Annotated in this window: 25 protein-coding genes; all 25 read left to right on the top strand. The window is 61.1% G+C overall.

The genetic code is table 11. The features are described from left to right. Window positions 1–171, top strand: a complete 171-nt coding sequence (locus tag CTR2_RS10100) for a hypothetical protein (RefSeq protein ID WP_176391677.1) — start codon at window positions 1–3, stop codon at window positions 169–171. Beyond that, window positions 171–338 (top strand): hypothetical protein, encoded by a 168-nt coding sequence (locus CTR2_RS10095; RefSeq protein WP_176391678.1) that lies wholly within the window; start codon window positions 171–173, stop codon window positions 336–338. Before CTR2_RS10100 ends, CTR2_RS10095 begins: the two co-directional genes overlap by 1 nt. A gap of 96 nt (window positions 339–434) precedes the next feature. Further along, window positions 435–668 (top strand): hypothetical protein, encoded by a 234-nt coding sequence (locus CTR2_RS10090; protein WP_087084194.1) that lies wholly within the window; start codon window positions 435–437, stop codon window positions 666–668. 14 nt (window positions 669–682) lie between these two features. Then, window positions 683–949: a hypothetical protein gene (locus CTR2_RS10085; protein WP_087084195.1), complete on the top strand. Its 267-nt coding sequence runs from the start codon at window positions 683–685 to the stop codon at window positions 947–949. Window positions 950–961: 12 nt separating this feature from the next. After that, complete coding sequence (locus CTR2_RS10080; protein WP_087084660.1) at window positions 962–1,579, top strand: DUF3164 family protein; 618 nt, start codon at window positions 962–964, stop codon at window positions 1,577–1,579. Then, window positions 1,576–2,010 carry a hypothetical protein gene (locus tag CTR2_RS10075; RefSeq protein ID WP_087084196.1) on the top strand — a complete coding sequence of 145 codons (435 nt, stop codon included), beginning with the start codon at window positions 1,576–1,578 and terminating at the stop codon, window positions 2,008–2,010. Before CTR2_RS10080 ends, CTR2_RS10075 begins: the two co-directional genes overlap by 4 nt. Further along, window positions 2,007–2,399, top strand: a complete 393-nt coding sequence (locus CTR2_RS10070) for a DUF2528 family protein (RefSeq protein ID WP_087084197.1) — start codon at window positions 2,007–2,009, stop codon at window positions 2,397–2,399. Before CTR2_RS10075 ends, CTR2_RS10070 begins: the two co-directional genes overlap by 4 nt. Next, on the top strand, window positions 2,396–3,382 hold the full coding sequence (locus CTR2_RS10065) for a recombination-associated protein RdgC (protein ID WP_087084198.1): 987 nt from the start codon (window positions 2,396–2,398) through the stop codon (window positions 3,380–3,382). The genes CTR2_RS10070 and CTR2_RS10065 overlap by 4 nt, the downstream gene beginning before the upstream one ends. 326 nt (window positions 3,383–3,708) lie before the next feature. Beyond that, window positions 3,709–4,131 (top strand): regulatory protein GemA, encoded by a 423-nt coding sequence (locus tag CTR2_RS10060; protein ID WP_087084199.1) that lies wholly within the window; start codon window positions 3,709–3,711, stop codon window positions 4,129–4,131. A gap of 2 nt (window positions 4,132–4,133) precedes the next feature. Then, window positions 4,134–4,562 (top strand): Mor transcription activator family protein, encoded by a 429-nt coding sequence (locus tag CTR2_RS10055; RefSeq protein ID WP_087084200.1) that lies wholly within the window; start codon window positions 4,134–4,136, stop codon window positions 4,560–4,562. Between the two features lie 111 nt (window positions 4,563–4,673). After that, a complete protein-coding gene (locus CTR2_RS10050) occupies window positions 4,674–5,696 on the top strand; it encodes a hypothetical protein (protein ID WP_087084201.1) in 1,023 nt (340 codons plus the stop codon). Window positions 5,697–5,727: 31 nt separating this feature from the next. After that, window positions 5,728–6,684 carry a major capsid protein gene (locus tag CTR2_RS10045; protein ID WP_087084202.1) on the top strand — a complete coding sequence of 319 codons (957 nt, stop codon included), beginning with the start codon at window positions 5,728–5,730 and terminating at the stop codon, window positions 6,682–6,684. A 13-nt stretch (window positions 6,685–6,697) separates the two neighbouring features. Further along, window positions 6,698–7,234, top strand: coding sequence for a hypothetical protein (locus CTR2_RS10040; protein ID WP_087084203.1), 537 nt, complete (start codon window positions 6,698–6,700; stop codon window positions 7,232–7,234). Between the two features lie 99 nt (window positions 7,235–7,333). Continuing rightward, window positions 7,334–7,726 carry a DUF2190 domain-containing protein gene (locus CTR2_RS10035; protein WP_087084204.1) on the top strand — a complete coding sequence of 131 codons (393 nt, stop codon included), beginning with the start codon at window positions 7,334–7,336 and terminating at the stop codon, window positions 7,724–7,726. 20 nt (window positions 7,727–7,746) lie between these two features. Further along, window positions 7,747–8,241 carry a gp436 family protein gene (locus CTR2_RS10030; RefSeq protein WP_087084205.1) on the top strand — a complete coding sequence of 165 codons (495 nt, stop codon included), beginning with the start codon at window positions 7,747–7,749 and terminating at the stop codon, window positions 8,239–8,241. Beyond that, the gene (locus CTR2_RS10025) at window positions 8,241–8,696 is read left to right on the top strand and encodes a phage tail terminator protein (RefSeq protein WP_087084206.1); all 456 of its coding nucleotides are present in this window, start codon (window positions 8,241–8,243) and stop codon (window positions 8,694–8,696) included. The genes CTR2_RS10030 and CTR2_RS10025 overlap by 1 nt, the downstream gene beginning before the upstream one ends. A gap of 16 nt (window positions 8,697–8,712) precedes the next feature. After that, window positions 8,713–9,516: a phage tail tube protein gene (locus CTR2_RS10020; protein WP_087084207.1), complete on the top strand. Its 804-nt coding sequence runs from the start codon at window positions 8,713–8,715 to the stop codon at window positions 9,514–9,516. Window positions 9,517–9,528: 12 nt separating this feature from the next. Continuing rightward, window positions 9,529–10,302 carry a hypothetical protein gene (locus tag CTR2_RS10015; protein WP_087084208.1) on the top strand — a complete coding sequence of 258 codons (774 nt, stop codon included), beginning with the start codon at window positions 9,529–9,531 and terminating at the stop codon, window positions 10,300–10,302. A 10-nt stretch (window positions 10,303–10,312) separates the two neighbouring features. After that, window positions 10,313–13,516, top strand: a complete 3,204-nt coding sequence (locus tag CTR2_RS10010) for a hypothetical protein (protein WP_087084209.1) — start codon at window positions 10,313–10,315, stop codon at window positions 13,514–13,516. Between the two features lie 5 nt (window positions 13,517–13,521). After that, window positions 13,522–13,983, top strand: a complete 462-nt coding sequence (locus CTR2_RS10005) for a hypothetical protein (RefSeq protein WP_087084210.1) — start codon at window positions 13,522–13,524, stop codon at window positions 13,981–13,983. A 168-nt stretch (window positions 13,984–14,151) separates the two neighbouring features. Then, on the top strand, window positions 14,152–17,427 hold the full coding sequence (locus tag CTR2_RS10000) for a phage tail length tape measure family protein (RefSeq protein WP_176391679.1): 3,276 nt from the start codon (window positions 14,152–14,154) through the stop codon (window positions 17,425–17,427). Further along, window positions 17,427–17,801: a hypothetical protein gene (locus tag CTR2_RS09995; protein WP_087084212.1), complete on the top strand. Its 375-nt coding sequence runs from the start codon at window positions 17,427–17,429 to the stop codon at window positions 17,799–17,801. Before CTR2_RS10000 ends, CTR2_RS09995 begins: the two co-directional genes overlap by 1 nt. Further along, entirely contained in the window at window positions 17,798–18,274 is a 477-nt protein-coding gene (locus CTR2_RS09990) for a DUF1833 family protein (RefSeq protein WP_059440638.1), read from the top strand. Before CTR2_RS09995 ends, CTR2_RS09990 begins: the two co-directional genes overlap by 4 nt. Beyond that, window positions 18,274–18,651 carry a hypothetical protein gene (locus tag CTR2_RS09985; protein WP_059440637.1) on the top strand — a complete coding sequence of 126 codons (378 nt, stop codon included), beginning with the start codon at window positions 18,274–18,276 and terminating at the stop codon, window positions 18,649–18,651. The genes CTR2_RS09990 and CTR2_RS09985 overlap by 1 nt, the downstream gene beginning before the upstream one ends. Next, complete coding sequence (locus CTR2_RS09980; RefSeq protein WP_140401061.1) at window positions 18,651–19,505, top strand: hypothetical protein; 855 nt, start codon at window positions 18,651–18,653, stop codon at window positions 19,503–19,505. The genes CTR2_RS09985 and CTR2_RS09980 overlap by 1 nt, the downstream gene beginning before the upstream one ends.

Raw genomic sequence — 19,505 nt, 5'->3', positions numbered from 1 at the left:
ATGCACACCTACTGCATCACGGTCACCCAATGCGCTGGGCGCAAGCCCAGCGTGGTGATCCTGGATTTTCTCAACATGACGGATGCCTTCGCATACGCGAACCAGAAATGGCCGACGGCCAGCAGCATCCACATCACGCCCATGCAGGCCTGCAAGAAGGAACCCGTCTGATGCGCCGCCATATCCCCATCGAAATGGAGTGCCATCAACGCGCGCCCAGCCGCTTCGAGCGCTTCGCCCTGGTACTGCTGGTCGCTTGCTGCATCTTCGGAATCGGTGCAGCAGGTGCCATGGCCCTGGGCTACATCAAATACAACTTTGGAGTCTGGCCGCTATGAGCATCGGAATTGGAATTCTGATTTTTCTGACGGGCGTGCTGATCGGTGGCGTCCTGGCCACTGTCGGAGCCATAACCGCTATGGAGGGCTACTGAGATGCAAAAGCTCAACCTCACCCCTCGCCAGTACCCCGGCATGCCCGGCGATAGCCGCCGCACCAAGGCTCGCAAGCGTGCGGTCGCCACTGCGCCCCAACGCGCCGAGGGCGTGGTGGAGCCCGCCCGCTATGACCGCATGCGCGCCCCCGTTTGGGAGCCCGCCGCATCCACACCCACACGCCCTGGCGCACATGACTTCCAGAGCGTCGAGAGCCGTGGCCTGCGCTGCTGATAGGAGACCCGGACATGAGCACAGCACACACAGCACCCGAGATGGCACGCCAGGAATTCGAGCTGGAATCCCTGGCACTGGCCCGCGAGTTCCTGGCGCTCCTTCATGGGCGACGAGTTTCTACGGGTGTCGTCCTGCAGGCCGCGATGGAAGTGCATCGCTATGTGGCCAAGCAGCTGCCCCTGGATGCGCAGGGCGACCTCTCCATCGGCATGGCCGCATACGCCGGAGAGCTTCTGCAAGGTATCCCAGGCTCCTCGCAATTTCAAACCACCCACTGACAGGTGCCCATCATGACCACTGAAAACACCATCCCCCCCGGCTACTGGAAAAACGCCCGCGGCGACCTCGTGCCCGAATCCCGCGTGACCGATATCGACAAGCTGCGCGACCAGGTCGTGCGTGATCTCTGCAAGATGGCCGAAGAGCACTCCCAAGGCCTGAGCAAGTTCAAGCTGGACTCCATGCAGGACGTGGCTGCACTGGTCACGACCAGCATGGAGAAATACGGCGTCAAAACCGGAGGCGACAAGGGGAACGTCACGTTGCCCACCTATGACGGCGAATACAAGATCGTGCGCCAAATGGCCGATCACCTTACCTTCGGCGAGCAGCTGCAGGCCGCGAAGGAGCTGATCGACCGCTGCGTTATCCGTTGGGCCAAGAACTCCGATGACAACATCAAGGCTCTGGTCACCCATGCGTTTCAGACCGACAAGGAAGGAAAAATCAACACCGGCCGTGTGTTGGGCCTGCGCAAGATCGACATCAAGGACGAAGACTGGCTCCTGGCCATGCAGGCCATCAGCGACAGCATCACCGTGGCCAGCACCAAGCCCTATATCCGCTTCTACAAACGCAACGCTTCGGGCAGCTATGACGCCATCAACCTGGATATGGCGGCCTTATGAACATCCTCAACACTCCAATGAAATGCTGCCGCTGCCGCAATCAGCACACGAAGGCTGATCGCGTGGATGTGCCCAGCAAGCGATTTGCCGATGCCACTGAGTCCACTTGCCCCAAATGTGGCGCTCGCAGCTTCTACGACATGACGCCGCAAGTTGCCTGGTGCTGGGCATCAGGCCTCATTGAAATCGGCAATGAGCTGCCCAGCTCAGACGCCATCGAGATAGCACGCGGGCCACAGTACGCCATCAAAGGTGAAGTAGGCGTGCATGCGCGTCACGGATACGGCGAAAACAGAGGAAAGCTGCTGGTTCCGGGTGTGCCAGAAGCCGCCAATCAGCTCGCGGGACTTGAGGCTCTTGACCGTTGGCTGAAGCAGATCAACAAGCGCAAACCGCGCGACGGCGTGACGTTCTCCAAGGAGGTCAAATGAGCAATCTCAAAACGTACACAGTGAAGGCGTCCTGGTTTAACGATGCTGAGGTCACCCTGCAGGTTGACCATGACCTCTTGACGCCCGAGCTGGCAAAGGAGATCAATGATTTCTGGAGCGATGCCAGCTACCGCCTTCGGAAAGAGGACGAGGACGTGGTGCGCGTCGTCATCCGTATGTTCGGTGCACGGACTATTTCCCTCGCAATGGAACAAGGCGGCTGGGACTTTTCCAAACAATCCGTTGTGGCTGGCCTTCGCACTGCCCAGGAAGTCATTGATAGCTATGGCGAAGGCTGGCCCAAAGCCGAGGAGCTTGGGATCTATGTCATCCAGGTTGCTGCCGATAGCGTCGGCTTTGACGATGTTGAGCTGGAGGCCGTGGAATGATCAAAAACGCCATCGCTTACCGCATCTCCCCCACCTGGGTGCCCGATCTGCAGGTGCTTGAGGCTGCTCTGCAAAAGACCCCGTTTGCCGAGTGTGGCGCAACCCAGGAGCGCTCGGTCGGCTGGGTGCCACCTCGGGGCGAGCAGCATGGTCTACTGGCCGAGTCCGTCGCTGGTCAGTGGATGCTGCGCTTCATGACTGAAGCCAAGCTGATTCCCGCCAGCGTGCTCAACCGCAAGGTCAACGAGAAGGCCGAGCACATCGAAAAGACCGCGGGCCGCAAGCCCGGCAAGAAGGAAAAGCGCGAACTCAAGGACGAGGCCAAGCTGGATCTGCTGCCCATGGCATTCACCAAACAGGGCGCGATGTGGGTCTGGATCGACCCCCAGGCCCGCTTGCTGTTGCTCGATACCAGCGCGCAAGGCCGTGCCGATGAAGTCGTGTCGCTCCTGGTTGAGGGCCTGCCAGGCTTTGCGCTGGCCTTGGTGGACACGCAAACCAGTCCACAGGCAGCCATGGCCCACTGGCTGGTCACGCAGGAACCACCTGCGGGCTTTTCGATTGACCGCCAGTGCGAGCTGGTCGCTGCTGACGAGTCCAAGGCCGTGGTGCGCTATGCACGCCATCCCCTGGATATCGACGAGGTACGCGAGCACATCGAGCACGGCAAGCTGCCGACCAAGTTGGCCATGACCTGGGACGACCGCGTGAGCTTTGTGCTCAACGACAACCTGCAGCTGCATGGCGTCACGCTGCTGGATGCGGTTATGGACGGACAGTCCCAAGACGACGGGGGCTTCGATACCGATGTGGCCATCTCCACGGGCGAGTTGTCTCGCATGCTCCCGGACCTGATCGAGGCCCTGGGCGGCGAAGGCCGCACCGGCCTCGGCGAGCTGCCCGCCTCACTGACCAAACAGGCGACGACAACCGGCCCCGCCGCTGCTCCTGCAGATACAGAACCGGATGCCGCTCCGTTTTAGCGCCACGAGGCCCGGAAACCCGTTCAAAAACGTTCCAAAAGAAAAATCCAGGGGGATGCCGCAGCAAAGGCTGCGAGCCCCCCAAAAGCCCGGAAATCAAAACATGCCGTCAGAACAGGAAAAGCACTGCAACCACTGCGACGAAGACTGGCCCGCAGACCTGGAGTTTTTCTACAGCGATTCACGCGGGAAGTACGGGCTGACCTGCTACTGCAAAGCCTGTTACGCAGAACTAATACGCCCACCAGCGTCCCGCCGTAAAACTCCACTCCCGCCGCAAGTCCGCCCCTCCGACTCCTTCGCCCACCTCCTGCTCAATCCTCCCTATGACCAACAACATTGCCGCAATCCACACACTCAAGAGCAAGCTGCAGCTCTCGGATGACGACTATCGCGCGTTACTGATGAACCTGACGGGCAAGTCCAGCAGCAAAGACATGACGCCTGTTCAGCAGGAGGCTGTGCGTGACCACATGCAGCAGCTGGCGGTCAAGCTCGGTCTGGCCAAACCCACACGCAGCCGCCGCAACACGTTCGCACAGTCCAAGCAGTCCGCCAGTCCCAAGGAGCGCAAAGTCTGGGCACTGTGGAACCAGCTGTACCGCGACGGGAAGCTGCGCGACAACAGCGCTGCATCGCTCAATGCCTGGGTGCAGCGCACGGTAGGTACCGCAGCGCTGCGCTTTGCCAATGGCGCCCAGCTCGACACGTTGATCGAAGGTCTGAAATCCTGGGGAGAAAGGGAATAACCATGGCTCGCACTTTTCTGACCGCCGCCGAGGCCGTTGTGCTCACCACTGTCCTGCCGCCTGGTATGACCGACGAAATGCGCGATGTTGCTCACTGTCTGTTTGAGGCGCTCGCACTGATGGACGGGCGCGTCGGTCAGGCCAAGCCAGACCAGGCCTGGACGCAGAAGCTGCAGGCCTTTGCCAATATGTCGGTGGTGCAACTGCAGCACTTGGCGCGTGAAAAAGGTGGCCGTACCATCTACCTGTCGCGCGGCCTGGCAATGCAGCTCAGCGCCCGCGACCGAGAGATGTGCGCAAAGTTTCGAGGCAACTACGACGAGCTGGCCGATGAGTACGACCTCACTCCAATGCGTGTTCGCCAGATCGTGGACACCTACCAGCGAGAGATGTTTTTAAGCCGCCAGCAGCAACTGCCCGGTTTGGACTGACCCCAAGGGCGGCGCGCAACGCGCTAGCCCATCGCCCGGTGCAATGCCTGGCGAAATTTAGTAAAGCGCTTTACTTATAGCGCAAGCCCCGTCCGCAAGACCATGCGGGACATGGGCAACAAAACCACCCCCTCGCAATTTCCTGATGGCCTGGAGATCTTCCAAGCCGGGGCCCGCACGGCCACCAACGGCCAGGTCTATGTGATCACCGAGGCCGATGTCACGGCCACGGCCGCTGCCTACGACCCCGCCGTCCACGAAGCGCCCCTGGTCATTGGCCATCCCGAAGACGACCACCCCGCCTGGGGTTGGGTCACCAAGCTGTCGGCCGAAGGCGGGACGCTCAAGTCCAGCCATCAGCAGATCGACCCCTCGTTCGCCGAGTACTACGGCGCAGGTCGCGTCAAGAAGCGCAGCGCAGCCTTCTACCACCCCGAAGACCCAGCCAACCCAAAGCCCGGCGTCTATTACCTGCGTCACGTTGGCTTCCTGGGCGCCCAGCCCCCAGCCGTCAAAGGCCTGCGTGATCCCAAATTCGCCGAAGGCGGAAACGACACCGAATTCGGACTCATCTTTTTTTCCGAGCAACCCACCCCCAACCAGGAGCACCCATCCATGACCGAAGCCGAACGAATCGAAGCCGAGCGCAAAGCCAAGGAAGAAGCCGAGCGCAAGGCTGCCGAGGAAGCGCAGAAGACCGCCACGGCTGTCGCTGAACGCGACCAGGCGCGCGCCCAGCTGGCCCAGTTTGCAGAGCAGCAAAAGCGTGATCGCCACACCGCCAACGTCTCGTTCGCGGAAAGCCAAGTCAAAGCCGGCCGCTTGATGCCCAAGGACAAAGACATGGCTGTGGCCACGTTGGACCGCCTGGCCGAGGTCGAGCCGGTGGAGTTTTCCGAAGGCGACACCAAACGCAAGGTCAGCCCCTCTGCCTGGCTGCAGGAGCTGATCGCCGGCAGCAAGCCATCGGTCGATTTCAGCGAGCACGGCGGTGGCCAAGTGCCCGAAGGCGAGCAAGGCAGCGCCAAGGGCAAGAGCGACTCCGAGATCGACAAGGCCGCCAAGGCCTACGCCAACAAGCACAACGTGAGCTACGCCGAGGCGGTGAGCAAGGTTGTGTCGTTCGAGGGCTGATTCCCCCAACTTCCCAGAAGGAAACCACAACATGATGACGCTCGACGAAATCCGTCTCAAGGCCAATCCGGTCCTCACCAACCTGCTGCTCGGCCGTGGCCAGGGCACGATGGTGGCCGACCGCCTGTTCCCCCGCCTGCCTCAATCGCTGAGCACGGTGACTATTGCCAAGATGGGCGATGCCGCTCGCCGCCGCTACAACCTGCGCCGCGCGCCTGGTACTGCTACCAAGCAAATCACCATCAACTTCGAGGGCAAGCTCTACACCGTCAAGCAGCACGCGGTGGAAGTGCCTATCCCGCGTGAGCTGATCCGCGAATCCGACGAAGCCAAAAAGCTCAATCTCGCGCCCAACATCGGCATCTCCACCGTGGCCATGACCACAGCGCGCGATGTCCTGAACCTGGACTACGAGATCGAGGCGGCCGAGTTTGCTACCGACCCCAGCAGCTTTGCGCCCGGTCACTCCAAGGCCCTGGCCGGTGCTGAGAAGTGGTCGGCCCCCACAGGCACGCCTGTGACAGACATCCTGGCGGCCTCCAATGTGATCCGCAAGAAAGTCGGTCGCCGCCCGAACAAGCTGATTCTCTCGGCTGATGCAGAGACCGCTCTGATCTCCAATGCTGAGGTCAAGAGCTACCTGCCCTCCACGCAGATGGGCCCGGCGACACTGGAGCAGCTCAAGACGATCCTGAAGGTCAAGGAAATCGTCGTGGGCGATGCCTCCTATACGGATGAAGACGACGAAGGTCATGACGTGTGGGGCAATGCGGCCGTTCTGGCTTACGCGCCCGACATCCCGGCCTCCGGCGAATTCAGCCTGGCAGAGCCCGCTTTCGGCTTTACCAACGTCATCGAAGGCCACCCCTTCAGCGAGACGCCCCTATACCGGGAATCGCAAAAGAGCTGGATCTATGGCGGCACCTTCGAGCGCGCGCCCAACATCGCTTACCCCGATGCCGGCTTCCTGTTCCTGAACCCGAACTAAGGGAGCAGCCACCATGACTTTGATCGCAAAGATCCTCATCGTGGCCAGCACCGTGGGTGCTGACGGCAAAACGGTGCGTAAAGAGTTCAAGCCCGGTGCAGAAGTGACGGGCCTGAGCGACCACGACGAGCGCGAGCTGCTGAAGATGAAGGCGCTGCTCGACACGGACCGTGAAGAAGCCAGCGACCAGTACGAGGCCATGCGTGCTGAGCACGCGCAACGCGAATTTGAGCGCGAGCGCCAGGCTGTCCTGCAAAAGCGTGGATCCACCGAGCCCCCAGCCGGTCTCGTCGCCAGCACAGATGGCACGGGCCAGACCGCTGCCTTGATTGATGGGGCCGGTGGCAATGGTGCTGCTGACGGTGGCCAAGGTGATCAGGGCAGCAGCAATGCTGGCGATGGTCAGGGAGCCCAGGACAGCAGCAACGCTGGCGAGTCCGCAGCACCCGCGCCAGACGCATCTACCGCTTCCGCTCCTACACCGGCACCCGCAGCTGCTCCCTCCGAGCAGTCCAAGGGTACGGGCAAGGGCGCCCCGAAGCGCAACTGACAACCACCCCGAGAGAGAAGCTGCCCCCGGTCCAGGTCATGAGCACCTGGCCGGGTTGGGCCAGTAGGAAACCCTTTCACATCGACCTGGAGCGAAACCATGGCATCTCAGAACAACCCCGGCCGCCAGTTTGACAAGCAGCACGCGGTCACCATCGTGGCCACGGCCATCATCGAGAAATACCGCTTTGTCGGCTACAACGGCCAGCACGCGACCAGCGCAGGCGGCGTGCATGACTCTCAAGGCACCAGCGAGTACGGCGCCGCTGTGGGCGGCGCCTTCTCGGCCATCACCAGCTATTCCGGCTTGGTGGAGGTCGCAGCAGGCCAGACCATCGCCTTCGGTGATCCGGTCAAACCTGCGGCCGACGGCAGCGGCAAGGCAGCGCTGGGTGACTCCGATGACAACTGCGGTCGCGCCCTGGGCGCCGGTACCGAAGGCCACATCATCGAGGTCCAGATCCAGCGCCACGTTCACCCCGCAACGCCTTGATCTGACGGCAGGCCAATCGCATGAGCTACGCCACCGTCGCCGACATGGTTGCCCGCTTTGGTGCCCTGGAGCTGATCCAACTCACCGATGTGGACAACATACCGCCCAGCACCATCGACGAAGCCCGTGTCGGGCTGAAGCTGGAAGACGCCTCGTCTTTCATCGATGGCTATGTGGGCCAGGTCTACCGCCTGCCGCTGCAGGGCTGCCGCAAACCCCCGATCCCCGGCCAGCCCGTGGAATACGCCATGCCGCCCGTCCTGGTGCGCATGGCCTGCGATGTAGCGCGCTACTACCTGCACGACGACCTGGCCCCTGAAAACGAGGTGTACCGGCGCTACAAGGCGGTCATTGCCGAGCTGGATGCCATCGCCATGGGCAAGTCCATGCTGTCCTGCCCCTGGGGCGGATCGCCTGGCGCGCTGGTGGCGGCCGACGCCCAGCAAGGTACTGACGTCCATTTCGACTTCAGCCCGCGCGCTGTGACAGACGACACCCTGCGGGGGTTCGGCTGATGCAAACGACCTGGAATTTTCTCGACGCTCAGACCGGCATCGTCGACCGCCTCAAGGCAAAGACGCAGCCGGCCGATGGCAGCGGCTGGGCCCGCCTAGTGGGCACCCGCAAGGAGCTGGCGGCCGTGGCCGAGGAAATGCAGGTCACGCCTGCTGTCTATGTCGTTTACGACGGCTTTGCCGTCCTGCCTGGCTCGGACGAGTACTCGCTGCAGCTGAGCCATCGCTGGTTGGTCGTCCTGGCCATCGGCAATGCGGCCAGCCAACGCGAGGCTGCTGCCCTCGACCAGGAAGCAGGCCCGCATCTGGGCGAACTCATCAAGGCCTTGCATGGCTACACACCACCGCAATGCAACAGCCCCCTGGTGATGTCCACGCCGCCGAGGCCTTTCTATAGCCCGGCCAAGTTTGCCTATTACCCGCTGCTGTTCACCGTCAGCAGCATCCATTGCTAGTTTTTAGGAGAGAAAAATGGCTGAACGCAAATTCTGCTGCTTCAAGGGCCGGGGTGAAATCAGCCTGGTCGATTACCTGGCCCGCCTGGCGCGCACCGCAGGCTTCATTCCAGTCGGCAACGCGCCCAGCTTTGTGCTCAACGCGACCGAGACCACGGAAAACATCAAGGACTTCACCACGCCAGGCGGTGGAACTGCTTGCGCGTTCCGTGAAATCGACGCCGTCAACGTCTCCCTGCAGCTGCGCTGCCACTCGCCGCGCAACTGGTCTATCGCAACGGGCGGTAGCGGCGATGACGTCGAGGTGGCAACAGCCGCCGTCGCCAGCGAGGAGCATGTGCTGTGGCCTGGCACCGTGGAGCCACTCGACCACCTGGCCGACGACACCGTGGCCATCGTGGTCAAGAGCGCCGACGGTCAAACGACCTATGACGTTGGCACCGACTATGAGATCACGCCGGCAGGCTCTATCAAGCTGGTCGAAGGCACCACCATCCCCGCACCGACAGTGGCGCAGGGCAAGGGTCAGCCCAACATCACGGTCAGCTACACACGACGCGAGCAGCGCCTGATTCAGCTGTACTCGCAGCCTCCCAAGCCTGTGGCGCTCCACTTCGATGGCTACAACGTGGCCGAAAGCCCCGTCCAGCCTATCCACTTTGACCTCTTCAAGGTGGTCTTTGGCCCGGCTGCATCCGTGAACATCATCAGCGACAACCTGGCCCAGCTCGAACTGACAGGTACCGTCGAGCGTGATTCCTCGCGTCCCCTGGGCACCTTGGCCAACCCCTTCAGCCAGTACGGCACGCTGAAGATCTGACGGGCGCGAGCGATGTATCTGGGTCAGTACGAGCAGGAGCACAACCCGCATTACCTGGGCCGAGGCATGTTGTATGCCGGCCCGGCCATGCGGGACTGGGCTACAGGACTGCCACCAGGCCGCCGCCTGGGCAATGCCTTCGGCCTGGTCGTGACTCCCAACGTGCGCCGGCTTCGTACCAGCCCCTGGGACGGACGTAGCAATGCCGTGATTGACGGCGTGTCCGTGTCTGTCCAGCTCTACGGCCATGGCGCGGCCAATCTGGCCATGGCCCTCAACGCTCAGCGCCTGGCAACGGCCAGTACCCGGATCACCACCACAGTCGATGTCTCTGGTCTGCTGCTTCCTGCAGGCGCAATGCTGTGGACGCCTCACAAGGTCGACTGCGAGCAAGCCGTGCAAGTGGCGCCGTCATGGGCTGCATGGAGCGAGGGTGTGGAGTGGCGCCGCTCCGACTGGGGCATTGAGCTGCTGCAAGGCATTGCTGGTCCACCAGGCGCGACCGTGCGCATTACTAGCACCTCCGAGGGGAGGTCGGAGCAGCTTGATGCAGCAACAGGCGGCGACATCGAACTGGGCCTGGCCTACGCCGGAACCAACCTCATCGACGGCAAGCCCGTACGCCTGCAGTGCTATCGCTGCAGGCCATTGCTGGATGGCGGTCTGACGCTGTTGGACCAGTCCACAAGCAGCATCAGGTTGAACCTGCAGTTGCGCCCTGTGCCCCGCACCAATGGGCCGGCAGCTTGGTACAGCCTGGACCGCGCCGCATATCCCACGAAGTAAGGAGCCAGACATGGCAAAAGAACAATTGGCAGGGGGTATCTGGGCCAGTTTCGGCACAACGGAAGATCCGTTTGCCGTCCCCAACGGCATGGAAGAAAATCTGCGCCGCATCGACGATCACATGGCGCTGAGCACACTGTCCGGGCCCATCTTGTCGACCAGTGCGCTACCCGCAAACCCTGCACCCGGATCTGGGCAGGTCTTCACCAATGGCTCTTATGCCGTTTTCAATGGTGGCGTCTGGAAGCGCTATCCCGCTCTGGTTGGCCTTATCGCCATGGAGATGGCCACCCGCACGTTGTATCTCAACATCGGCACTGCCTGGCTGATCGTTGCGAACAAGCTGGAGCGCTCCTATCTCACTCGCGCGGCCATGGTGGCCGACACAACGCAGCCAGCGGGTACTCAGGGCATCGTGACCGATGACCCAGCTCACACCGAAGCCAGTCCCATCAACGGCTATTACACATGGACCGGCGCTCAGTGGACGCGCAACGCGTATCAGCCAGCAATGCGGGCAGACGTAGACCGCCTTATGGCTCTGGCGAGACAGTTCACTGTCTTTCAGGGCAATGGACGTGTGGTCATTGATGTGGAACGCGCTGTAGTTCGGTATCCAATTTTGGCGATATGCCGAAATGGAGAGACCTCACGCATATTGACGCCGGCAGCTGGCGCTTCTGAATTTTTCGAGTTACCGATGTCGTTGGCTGTGAGCGGCTCTAAAGCTGTTTACCACTACATCGATATGTCGCAGTACGGCATCGCGGCGACCCATGAGGAGCTATTCAAGTTCACCGAGAGCGGATTCATGCCGCCACGCAGCGAGAACATCGTGCCTTTGGGCGTGTGCTGGTGGGGCCAGTACCAGTCCTTTACAGGGCAGGAAGTGCTATGGATGGACCGTGCGCTGAACGGAGATCTGGACGGTTTCTCGCCTCGCTTCAAGCTGATCTATGACCGAATCAACGCTTTGGGAGGTGGACGAGGGGTTCTGTATGCACCTCGCCAGTTTTTTTACCGTTCTTTCCATGCCCGAAATGCGTCAACCGTCAACGTTTCAAACCCGGAAAGTCTTGAGCTAGCCAACTATGTGAAGCTGCCGATGACGGTCTCGCCCGATAGCATTGAAACGGCCTACATTGACCTGGCTAGTGGCGAGCTGAAGGTCGCAAAGTACCCCACCGCTCCCCAGGCGACGAATGGTCGCTATCCATTTATTGCCTTGATGAGCCTATGGGGTGACAGCATTGTTTCGCATGCCGGTTGCGTGATTGAAGACACCGGCCGCATCACTGCTTCCAATATGTTTCCCTATGCGATGGGAGACGACCCGGACTACATCCCGTGGAAATTTGGTACAGCAGCCCAAACAAGCATCGTCACACTCACGAACCCTGATCTGATCTCGAAGGGGTTCAAAAAAGGGGTTGGAGGGACGCGGCCGTACATTGGTGGCAACCTGCCTTTTTATGCGCCAGGCGCCATGGCCTTCGCCCGTGTCTATGTGGAGCGGCCTGAAGGATCGACGTGGGTTTCAGCTCAGGTCTATATTTGGAACGCATCAACCTACATTCAAGCTGTCACGCTGCGGCTGGTGAGTACCATCAGCCCGACGCTTCGGGTCTATGAAGGCGCATTCTTGCTATCTGATGATGCAAGTTCCTCTCGCTTCTTGATTGGAGCGGACGCAGCCGCAGGACAAACGGCCACTATTGCAGGCTTTCAGTTTGCTGTGGCTCGCTCCAATTGCGCTTACATCGCCCGCAGCGATTACCCCCGCATGCCTTCCTTGGCTCCCAATGACGGAACCTCGGCCGATGCCACAGCCGTTGCCATGTCCGCAATCCGACAGCAACAGCCCGTGGTCAATCTGCAGCGGCCCACTGCAAAGTACAACGTCAAGGTGCTATACGGTCAGTCTTTGGGCCGGGGCCAAGAGACCTGGCCAGCTCTTTCCCGCACTGGCCGATATGGCAACCTCCAACTGGGCGGCAATGTCCTGCCAGCGGCGAGCGATGGTGATACCTACCCTACATTTGGGTCGGCAGCCCTCCAGCCATTGATCGCGCAAAGCGCAGATGGCTCCACGCTGCTGTCGCCTCAGCAGGAGGCCGCTCTGGCGCCTGGCGCTGCAGCTTTCGGCGAGCCGCCAAATCACGCCTGGCTGAATTTTGCAAAGCACCTACACAACCAGGCTGTGCTGGTGAGCAATGATGAGACCCGGCTCTTTGTGACTCTCAACCCCTCGGTGTCGGGCCGCACCATCGAGCAACTGTCCAAGGTCAACAGCCAAGACGCTGTGAATCGTTATGCACGCTTTGTCGACGGCATCACCAAGATCAAGGCGGCAGCCGCAGCAGATACCTGCGTTGTCGATGGCATTTGCTGGATGCAAGGCGAGTACAACTACTACTCGAACGGCGGCAGCTGGGACAAAGCAACGTACAAGACCCTGCTTGCCCAGCTCATCAGCGATATGCAAGCTGATGCAATGGCCACGACAGGGCAGTCTGCAAAACCTGCGTTTCTCATGTATCAGACGGGCGCGGCGTACACCCGCGATATCGACAGCGCGGGTACGCCCGGCCTGCATGTCGGTATGGCCCAGCTGGAGACAGCCCTGGAGCGCACCGACGTGGCCATGGTCGGTCCGATCTACCCGTACACAGACAAAGGTGGACACCTCGACAGCAATGGCAGTCGCTGGTTCGGCCACATGATCGGCAAAGTCTGGGACCGCGTTGTCCGTCAGGGACGGCGCTGGCTTCCCCTGATGCCAACAAAGATCTCAGGCAGCGGCCGTGAAATTCTCATCGAGTTCCACGTCCCCGTTCCACCTCTGAAGTTTGATCTGCCGTACGTCGTCAATGCTGCTACCGACTATGCAGCAAAGGGATTCAAGGTCACCGACAGCTCTGGAACGCCTGGCATCTCTAGCGTGCAGATCGTGGGCGCGGCAACGATAAAGATCACATTGGCGCGTGACCTGGCTGCGGATGCCTTTGTTTGGTATGCAGACAAGACTGTCCATAACGGCAACGGCTGCTTGCGAGACAGCGACTCTACGGTCGCTCTCGATAACTACGTGTACGAGCCTGAGCGCGGCATGTATGCATCGGCCAATATTCCTGCACTGGTCGGCAAGCCTTACCCGCTGCAAAACTGGTGTGTGGCTTTCCATCGGCCGCTGGGCTGGTCCTTCAACGGATAAGAACAATGAGCAAACTCTTCAATACACCCATTCATAAAACCATTGCCGGCCATGACTTCGAGGTCAGCCAGGTTCCATTCGAGGTATTCACCGAAGCATTCGAGTTCGGCGACTGGCTGATCAGCATGCAGGGTGGCCAGTTCGATCTGGCCAGCCTCAAGGTGCTGCAAGGCGAATCGACCTTGCGCCTGGCGCTGGAGAAGCTGCTGGTAGCTTGCCTGGCACCTGTGCAGGATGGCCAAGCCAAGACCATGTCGGTGGCTGACGTGCGTGCGATGCCGATAGCCATGGTGCTCGAAGCGGTCTATGTGGTGCTGGAGGAAAACCTCAGTTTTTTTACCCAGCGCCTGCAGGCGATCAAGGTGATCCAGGCGAAGCTGATGTCGATTGGTTCGCCGTTGCTCAGCAGCTCATCGCCGCAGGCCACGACCGACAGCAGCTTCGGCGCTACAGCATCGACGAGCTGAAAGGCTATCTGCAGGCCATCGGCGACCAGGCCGAACGCCACGCACAACACCAGGCGGCCCACACGGCCGTCGCACTTGCAGGGGGCTCAATCTGAGCCCTTTTTTTATGGGCAAACTCTAAAGCGTTTTACTTATTGCTGATGGCCGTGGCGGGAGACCATGCGGCCCATGGCAAACAACCTCGAAATCGGACTGCGGGTCCAGGCTGCACTGGACGAAGCGCGCAAAGAAGTCCGCGCGTTCACTGCCGAAGTCCAAGAGCTGGGCGCAGCCGGCAAAAAAGCTTCGTCAGAAATGTCGACCGTGCCGGCGCCCGCGTCTGGCTCGGCTCCGTCGGCACCCAGCTCCGACCAGGCCGCTACAGCCAGGCAGGCGGCCACGGCCACTCAAGAGCAAGCCACAGCCACGGCCGCGCTGTCAGCAGCCCAGAAGGAACAGGCCGAAACCTCTGACCGTGCAACCAAGTCTGAGCAGGAGCTGACCAAGCAGCGCGAATCCCAGGGGCAGCAAAGCAGGAAGAACGAGGAGCAGCAACAGCGCCAGGCTAAAGGCTCCGACGAAGCCGCCAAGGCAACCGACCGTGAAAAGCTGGCCATTGACCGCCTGATTGCCAGCCTGGACCCAGCTGCCAGCGAGGCCTTCCGCTTGGCACAGGCTCAAAACGAGCTGAATACGGCACTGGCCCGTGGTCTCATTACCCAGGACCAGCACACGCGTCTCATGGGCCTAGCCCAGCAACGCTTTGCCGGCCTTGGTGTTTCTGCAGGGCAAACAGCAGCGGCAATGCGCATGCTGCCTGCGCAGATCACTGATATCACCACCAGCATTGCCAGCGGCATGCCCATCTGGCTTGTGGCCATCCAACAGGGCGGACAAATTAAAGACTCTTTTGGAGGTGTCGGGCCCGCTTTCAATGCCATCACCTCTGCAATCACACCTGCGAGGGCTGCCGTCGGTGGCCTGGCGCTGGGTGTGGGTGCCTTGGCCTTGCTGTTCCTTGAGGCCGAGAAAAAGGCCTATGCCTTCAATGTGGCGGTGCAGACCACCGGGAATGCGGCCGGCGCGACGCAGGGGCGCATCGAAGCACTGGCCGAGGCTGCCAACAAAGTCAGCGGCATCAGCAAGAGCGCAGCCGAGTCCGCGGCCGTCGCCATGGTGCAGTCCGGTCGCCTTGGCATCGACGTCATCGGCAACCTGACCAAGGCCATCAACGGTTATGCGGCCGCCACCGGCCAGTCCACCGATGCGGCGGCAAGCTCCCTGGCCAAGCTGTTTGCGGAGCCTGCCAAGGCCGCCAAGCAGCTGGATGATCAGTTCAACTTCCTCTCGGCAACGCAGCGCCGGCACATCGCCGACCTGGTAGAGCAAGGCCGGGTCGAGGAAGCCCAGCTCGAACTGAGCCGACAGGCCGCTGACCACTTCGGCCGCGTGGTGCCTGAGAACCTCGGCGTTCTCATGCGGGCACTGAATGCAGCGGCAGAGGTCGCGCGCAAGTTTTGGGGTGCAATTCTCAATATTGACAAGCAGAAGACGCTTGAAGAGCAGATCAAAGAGCAAGAGAGCCGTGTTACCCAAATGGCGGCTGATCTGCAACGCCGTGGGACGAACCTCGCCGGTAATCAACAAATGCCGCAACTGCTCAACAACGCTATAGGCGAACTGAGCACTCTTTATGCCCAACGGGATAAGCAAGAAAAAGAAGCCGACGATAAGGCAGCTGCAGCTCGCAAGGACCGCCGCAAAAAGGCCGTCCAGGAGGAATATGCGGCGGCCATGAAGGCCACTGAAACTGAAGAAAAGCGCCTGGCCGACAACAAGAAAAAATGGCAAGGATGGCGCGATGCTGGGGATATCACTCAGGCTGAACTGGACGAACTGGTCAAGCAGGCCGACGAGAAAGCCAAGAAAAATCCGCGCACTCCCAAGGGCAACACCCCAGAGCAAGAGGCCATCCAACAGATCCGCTCGAATTTGCGCGCTCTGCAAGCATCAATCAAGAGCAGCGATGCCTTCCTGGTCAACCAGTTGGAAGAAGGCCGTGTCAGCATCGATGAGGCCTACAAGAAGCGCTTGGCCGGCATTAATCAGGATATTGACGCGCAGCGTGAGGCCTTGGAGCGCGAGCTTAATGCCAAGGGCACAACCAGGGCTCGTGCCGTCGAACTGCGTGCATCGCTCAAGGTGCTGGATCAGTCCAAGGAAGATGCGACGCGTGAGCTGGGTAAATGGCGGCGTGCTGAAGAGCTGAAGCTGGCCAACATCGTGGTGCGGCTGCGCGTGGATACAGCAGCCCTGACCGGCCAGTTTGACAGGGAAGCCATCCGTAGGCAGCTGGAGCTGCAATATGCGGAGGACCTGCGTGCTGCTGGTCGCCAGGCAGATCCGGCCGAGGCCGAGGCATCCCGCCAGCGCATTCAGTTGCTGATCGATGCCGGCGCGGCTCAGGCCGAGTTCAACAATAAGCTGGCAGAGGCACAGCGCCTTCAGAGCCAGCTCGGCATCATCGAGCAGGCCGTACAGACCCAGGCCACCCAGGGAACGATCAGCCAGATCGAGGCCGAGGCACGCATCAGACAGGCCCGCGCGGCCCAGGTGCCGGTGCTGCAATCCATCGTCCAGGAGCTGGAGCGCGTGCGCGACAGCCTGCCGCCAGAGGCCCAGGTCGCCATAGACAACATGAGCACCAGCATCGGCCAGCTCAAAAATGAAGTGGCCGGCGCTACGCCTGTAGTCGTGAACCTTGGAACGCGCCTGCGCAATACAGTCATCGACGGAGTGGCAGATGCGGCGGCCAATGCAGTGACCAACTTCAAGAGCCTGAGTGAGGTCGCCAGCGCGACCTTGCGCCAGATTGCTGGTGACATCGTGCGCAGTGATATCAAGCGGCTGCTCACCAATATGTTTACGCCTGATGTGAGCGGCGGCGGAACCATCATCGGCGGCATTTTTGGGAGCATCGGCAAGGTTTTCGGGTTTGCCGAAGGCGGATCTCCCTCGACGGGCGGCGGCCGCATCGTGGGCCCGGGCACAGGTACCAGCGACAGCATCGCCGCATTGGTCGACGGGAAACGGCCCATTGCCGTGAGCAATAACGAGTTCATCCAGCCCGAAAAGGCCGTCAACCACTATGGCCTGCCGTTCATGGAAGCAGTGCGCACCCTGCGCTTGCCAAAGCCTCGCTTCGCCTTGGGCGGCCTGGTGTCAGCCAGCCAGCGCGTGAGCTTTGCCACGGGGGGCTCTGTGTCGTCTGCCGGTGGCGCCATGCCAGGCCAGACTCAGCCTGTGGAGGTCCGCTTCAACAACCAGGGCACTCCCAAACAGCAAGTCGGACAGCCGATAACCAAACAGGAATTGGGCCGCCTGGTCGTCGAAATCATGATCGCAGATGCAAGCAATGGCGGGAAAGCCTCAAGCGCAATCAACGCGGCAGGGAGGCGCAACTGATGGCATACACCCGATTCCCCGATTACGCCCAGCTCGTTTTCGAGACTGATTACACCCTGCGCCCCATGGGTGGTGTGGAGCGCACAGAGATGGAGGACGGCTTTATCGAGCAGGCTCCTGTGCAGTCTCTGGCCCGCTATGAGGTGCCGCTGACCTACCGCCTGGATAGCCTGGCGCACAAGCAGCAGTTCGAGGTCTGGCGCAAGACCGAACTGGCCCTGGGCGCCAGGTTCTTCGCCTGGCCAGATGTTGAAGACCCCAGCGGCGCCACACTGCGCCGGGCACGGATCGTGGGTGGTGCGGTCGATTACAAGGCGATCACCGACCGCCTGGATGAGTTCATGGTCTCTTTCACCCTGGAGTACTGGGCATGAGCACGCGCAAGTCTTCCCGATACCGCCGTGCTGCCCAGCAACTGGCCCCAGCCGAGCGACCCCTGGTGCTGCTGGAGCTGGCCCATGCGCTGCTGCCCGAGCCCATGCGATTCGTCAATGACAACCAGGACGTGGTCTCTCGCACTCATCTATACGTGGCCACGACTTTCGAGTTCACCTGGCCAGACGATCAGGAAGGCCGCACGCCGGCAGCGGCACTGAGCATCGGCAACGTATCTGGCGGTGTGGGCGTCTTCTTCGAGCGCACCCATGGCGGCCGTGGTGCCGTCATCACGGCTCTGCAGATCATGCGCAGCGCCCCCGATTTCATCGAAGACGAGCTGACGCTGGATCTGCGCAACGTCGAAGTCACCACCAAGGCCGTGACTGGACAGCTCGGCTATGACGACATCCTTAACAAAGCGGCCGTGGCGTACACCTACCGGCCAGAAACCGCTCCGGGGCTTTTCTGATGCACTGGTCTGACTCTTATATAGACATCCCGCACGACGTGCTGGACTGCGCGCAACTGGTCGAACGTGCTTTGCATGAGCAGTTCGGCCGCATAGACATCCACTTCCCGAGGCGCCAGGCAGACGACCTGGCCCACCGCTCGGCCTTGATCACGGCCAACCAGGCTGATTTCGCCAAGCGGATCGAGGAGCCCGTCGATGGATGTGGCGTGCTGATGCTGGCACGCGGCCGCCAGGCCCACATCGGGCTGTATTGCTTGATTCAGGGCGTGCCCTATGTGCTGCACAGCGATGCGCTGTTCGGGTCGAGCATGCGCCAGCCCCTGGCACGCTTGCCTCGGTGCTACCGTGTGGAGGGTTTTTACCAATGGCTCTGATGCCCACACTCTCAGTCATCTGGTGTCCAAACCCGTTGCGCCCAGCCAGTGACCGGAAGGTACTGTCCATTGCCCTGGCCGGTACCGAAACTCTGCAGGGCATCATCCAGCGTCTGGGCCTGGCTGAAACACCCCTAGCCGTCATGTTCAATGGTCTGCCCGTGGCGGCCGAGGATTGGGCCGCGACGCCCGTGACCGTATCTGACCTGATCGTCATCCACCAGGTAGCCAAGGGTATCGTCGAGGGCAGCACAATCGCAGCCAAGCTGGTTATGTATGGCGAGATTGGCTGGACTGCTGCCTTCGCTCTGGGAACTGTGGCCGCGTTTGCTGCCAATGCCGTGATCGCCTTCGCCATTTCCGCCTTGGCCGGCAGCTTGTCCGCCCGGAGCGCTGCCTCTGCCCAGGGTGATGATGCGCCCACGGCGTACAGCATTGAGGGCGGCTCCAACTCGGCCCGCAACTATGAGCCGCTGCAACTGGTACTGGGCGAACACCGTGTATTCCCAGACTACGCTGGCCGTCCGTTTGGCGAATTCGTCCCGGACCCTAGCACGGCCACCGAGGTGATCAACAACACCCCGGTCTATGAAACCCGTACCCATCCGCAATTCGGCTTCGAGGGCACAGCAGTCATTGCACCATGGGTGCTCATTCGCACAGATGTCTGGGAAAGCGGAACGATTGAGTACTACGGAGACCAAGCCAGCCGCACCTATACCAGCAGCAGCGGCGGAACGGTCACCCAGCCGCATACCTTTGTAATTAGTCACCAAGGGCTGTTCGACTCGGTGACGACCTATGAGGACTACCTGGTGCAGATCACCCCACCAGAAAGTGGTGGAGGAGACTGA

Source organism: Comamonas thiooxydans, assembly GCF_002157685.2.
GTDB lineage: Bacteria > Pseudomonadota > Gammaproteobacteria > Burkholderiales > Burkholderiaceae_C > Comamonas > Comamonas testosteroni_H.
This window is presented reverse-complemented; position numbering and strand designations above follow the sequence as displayed.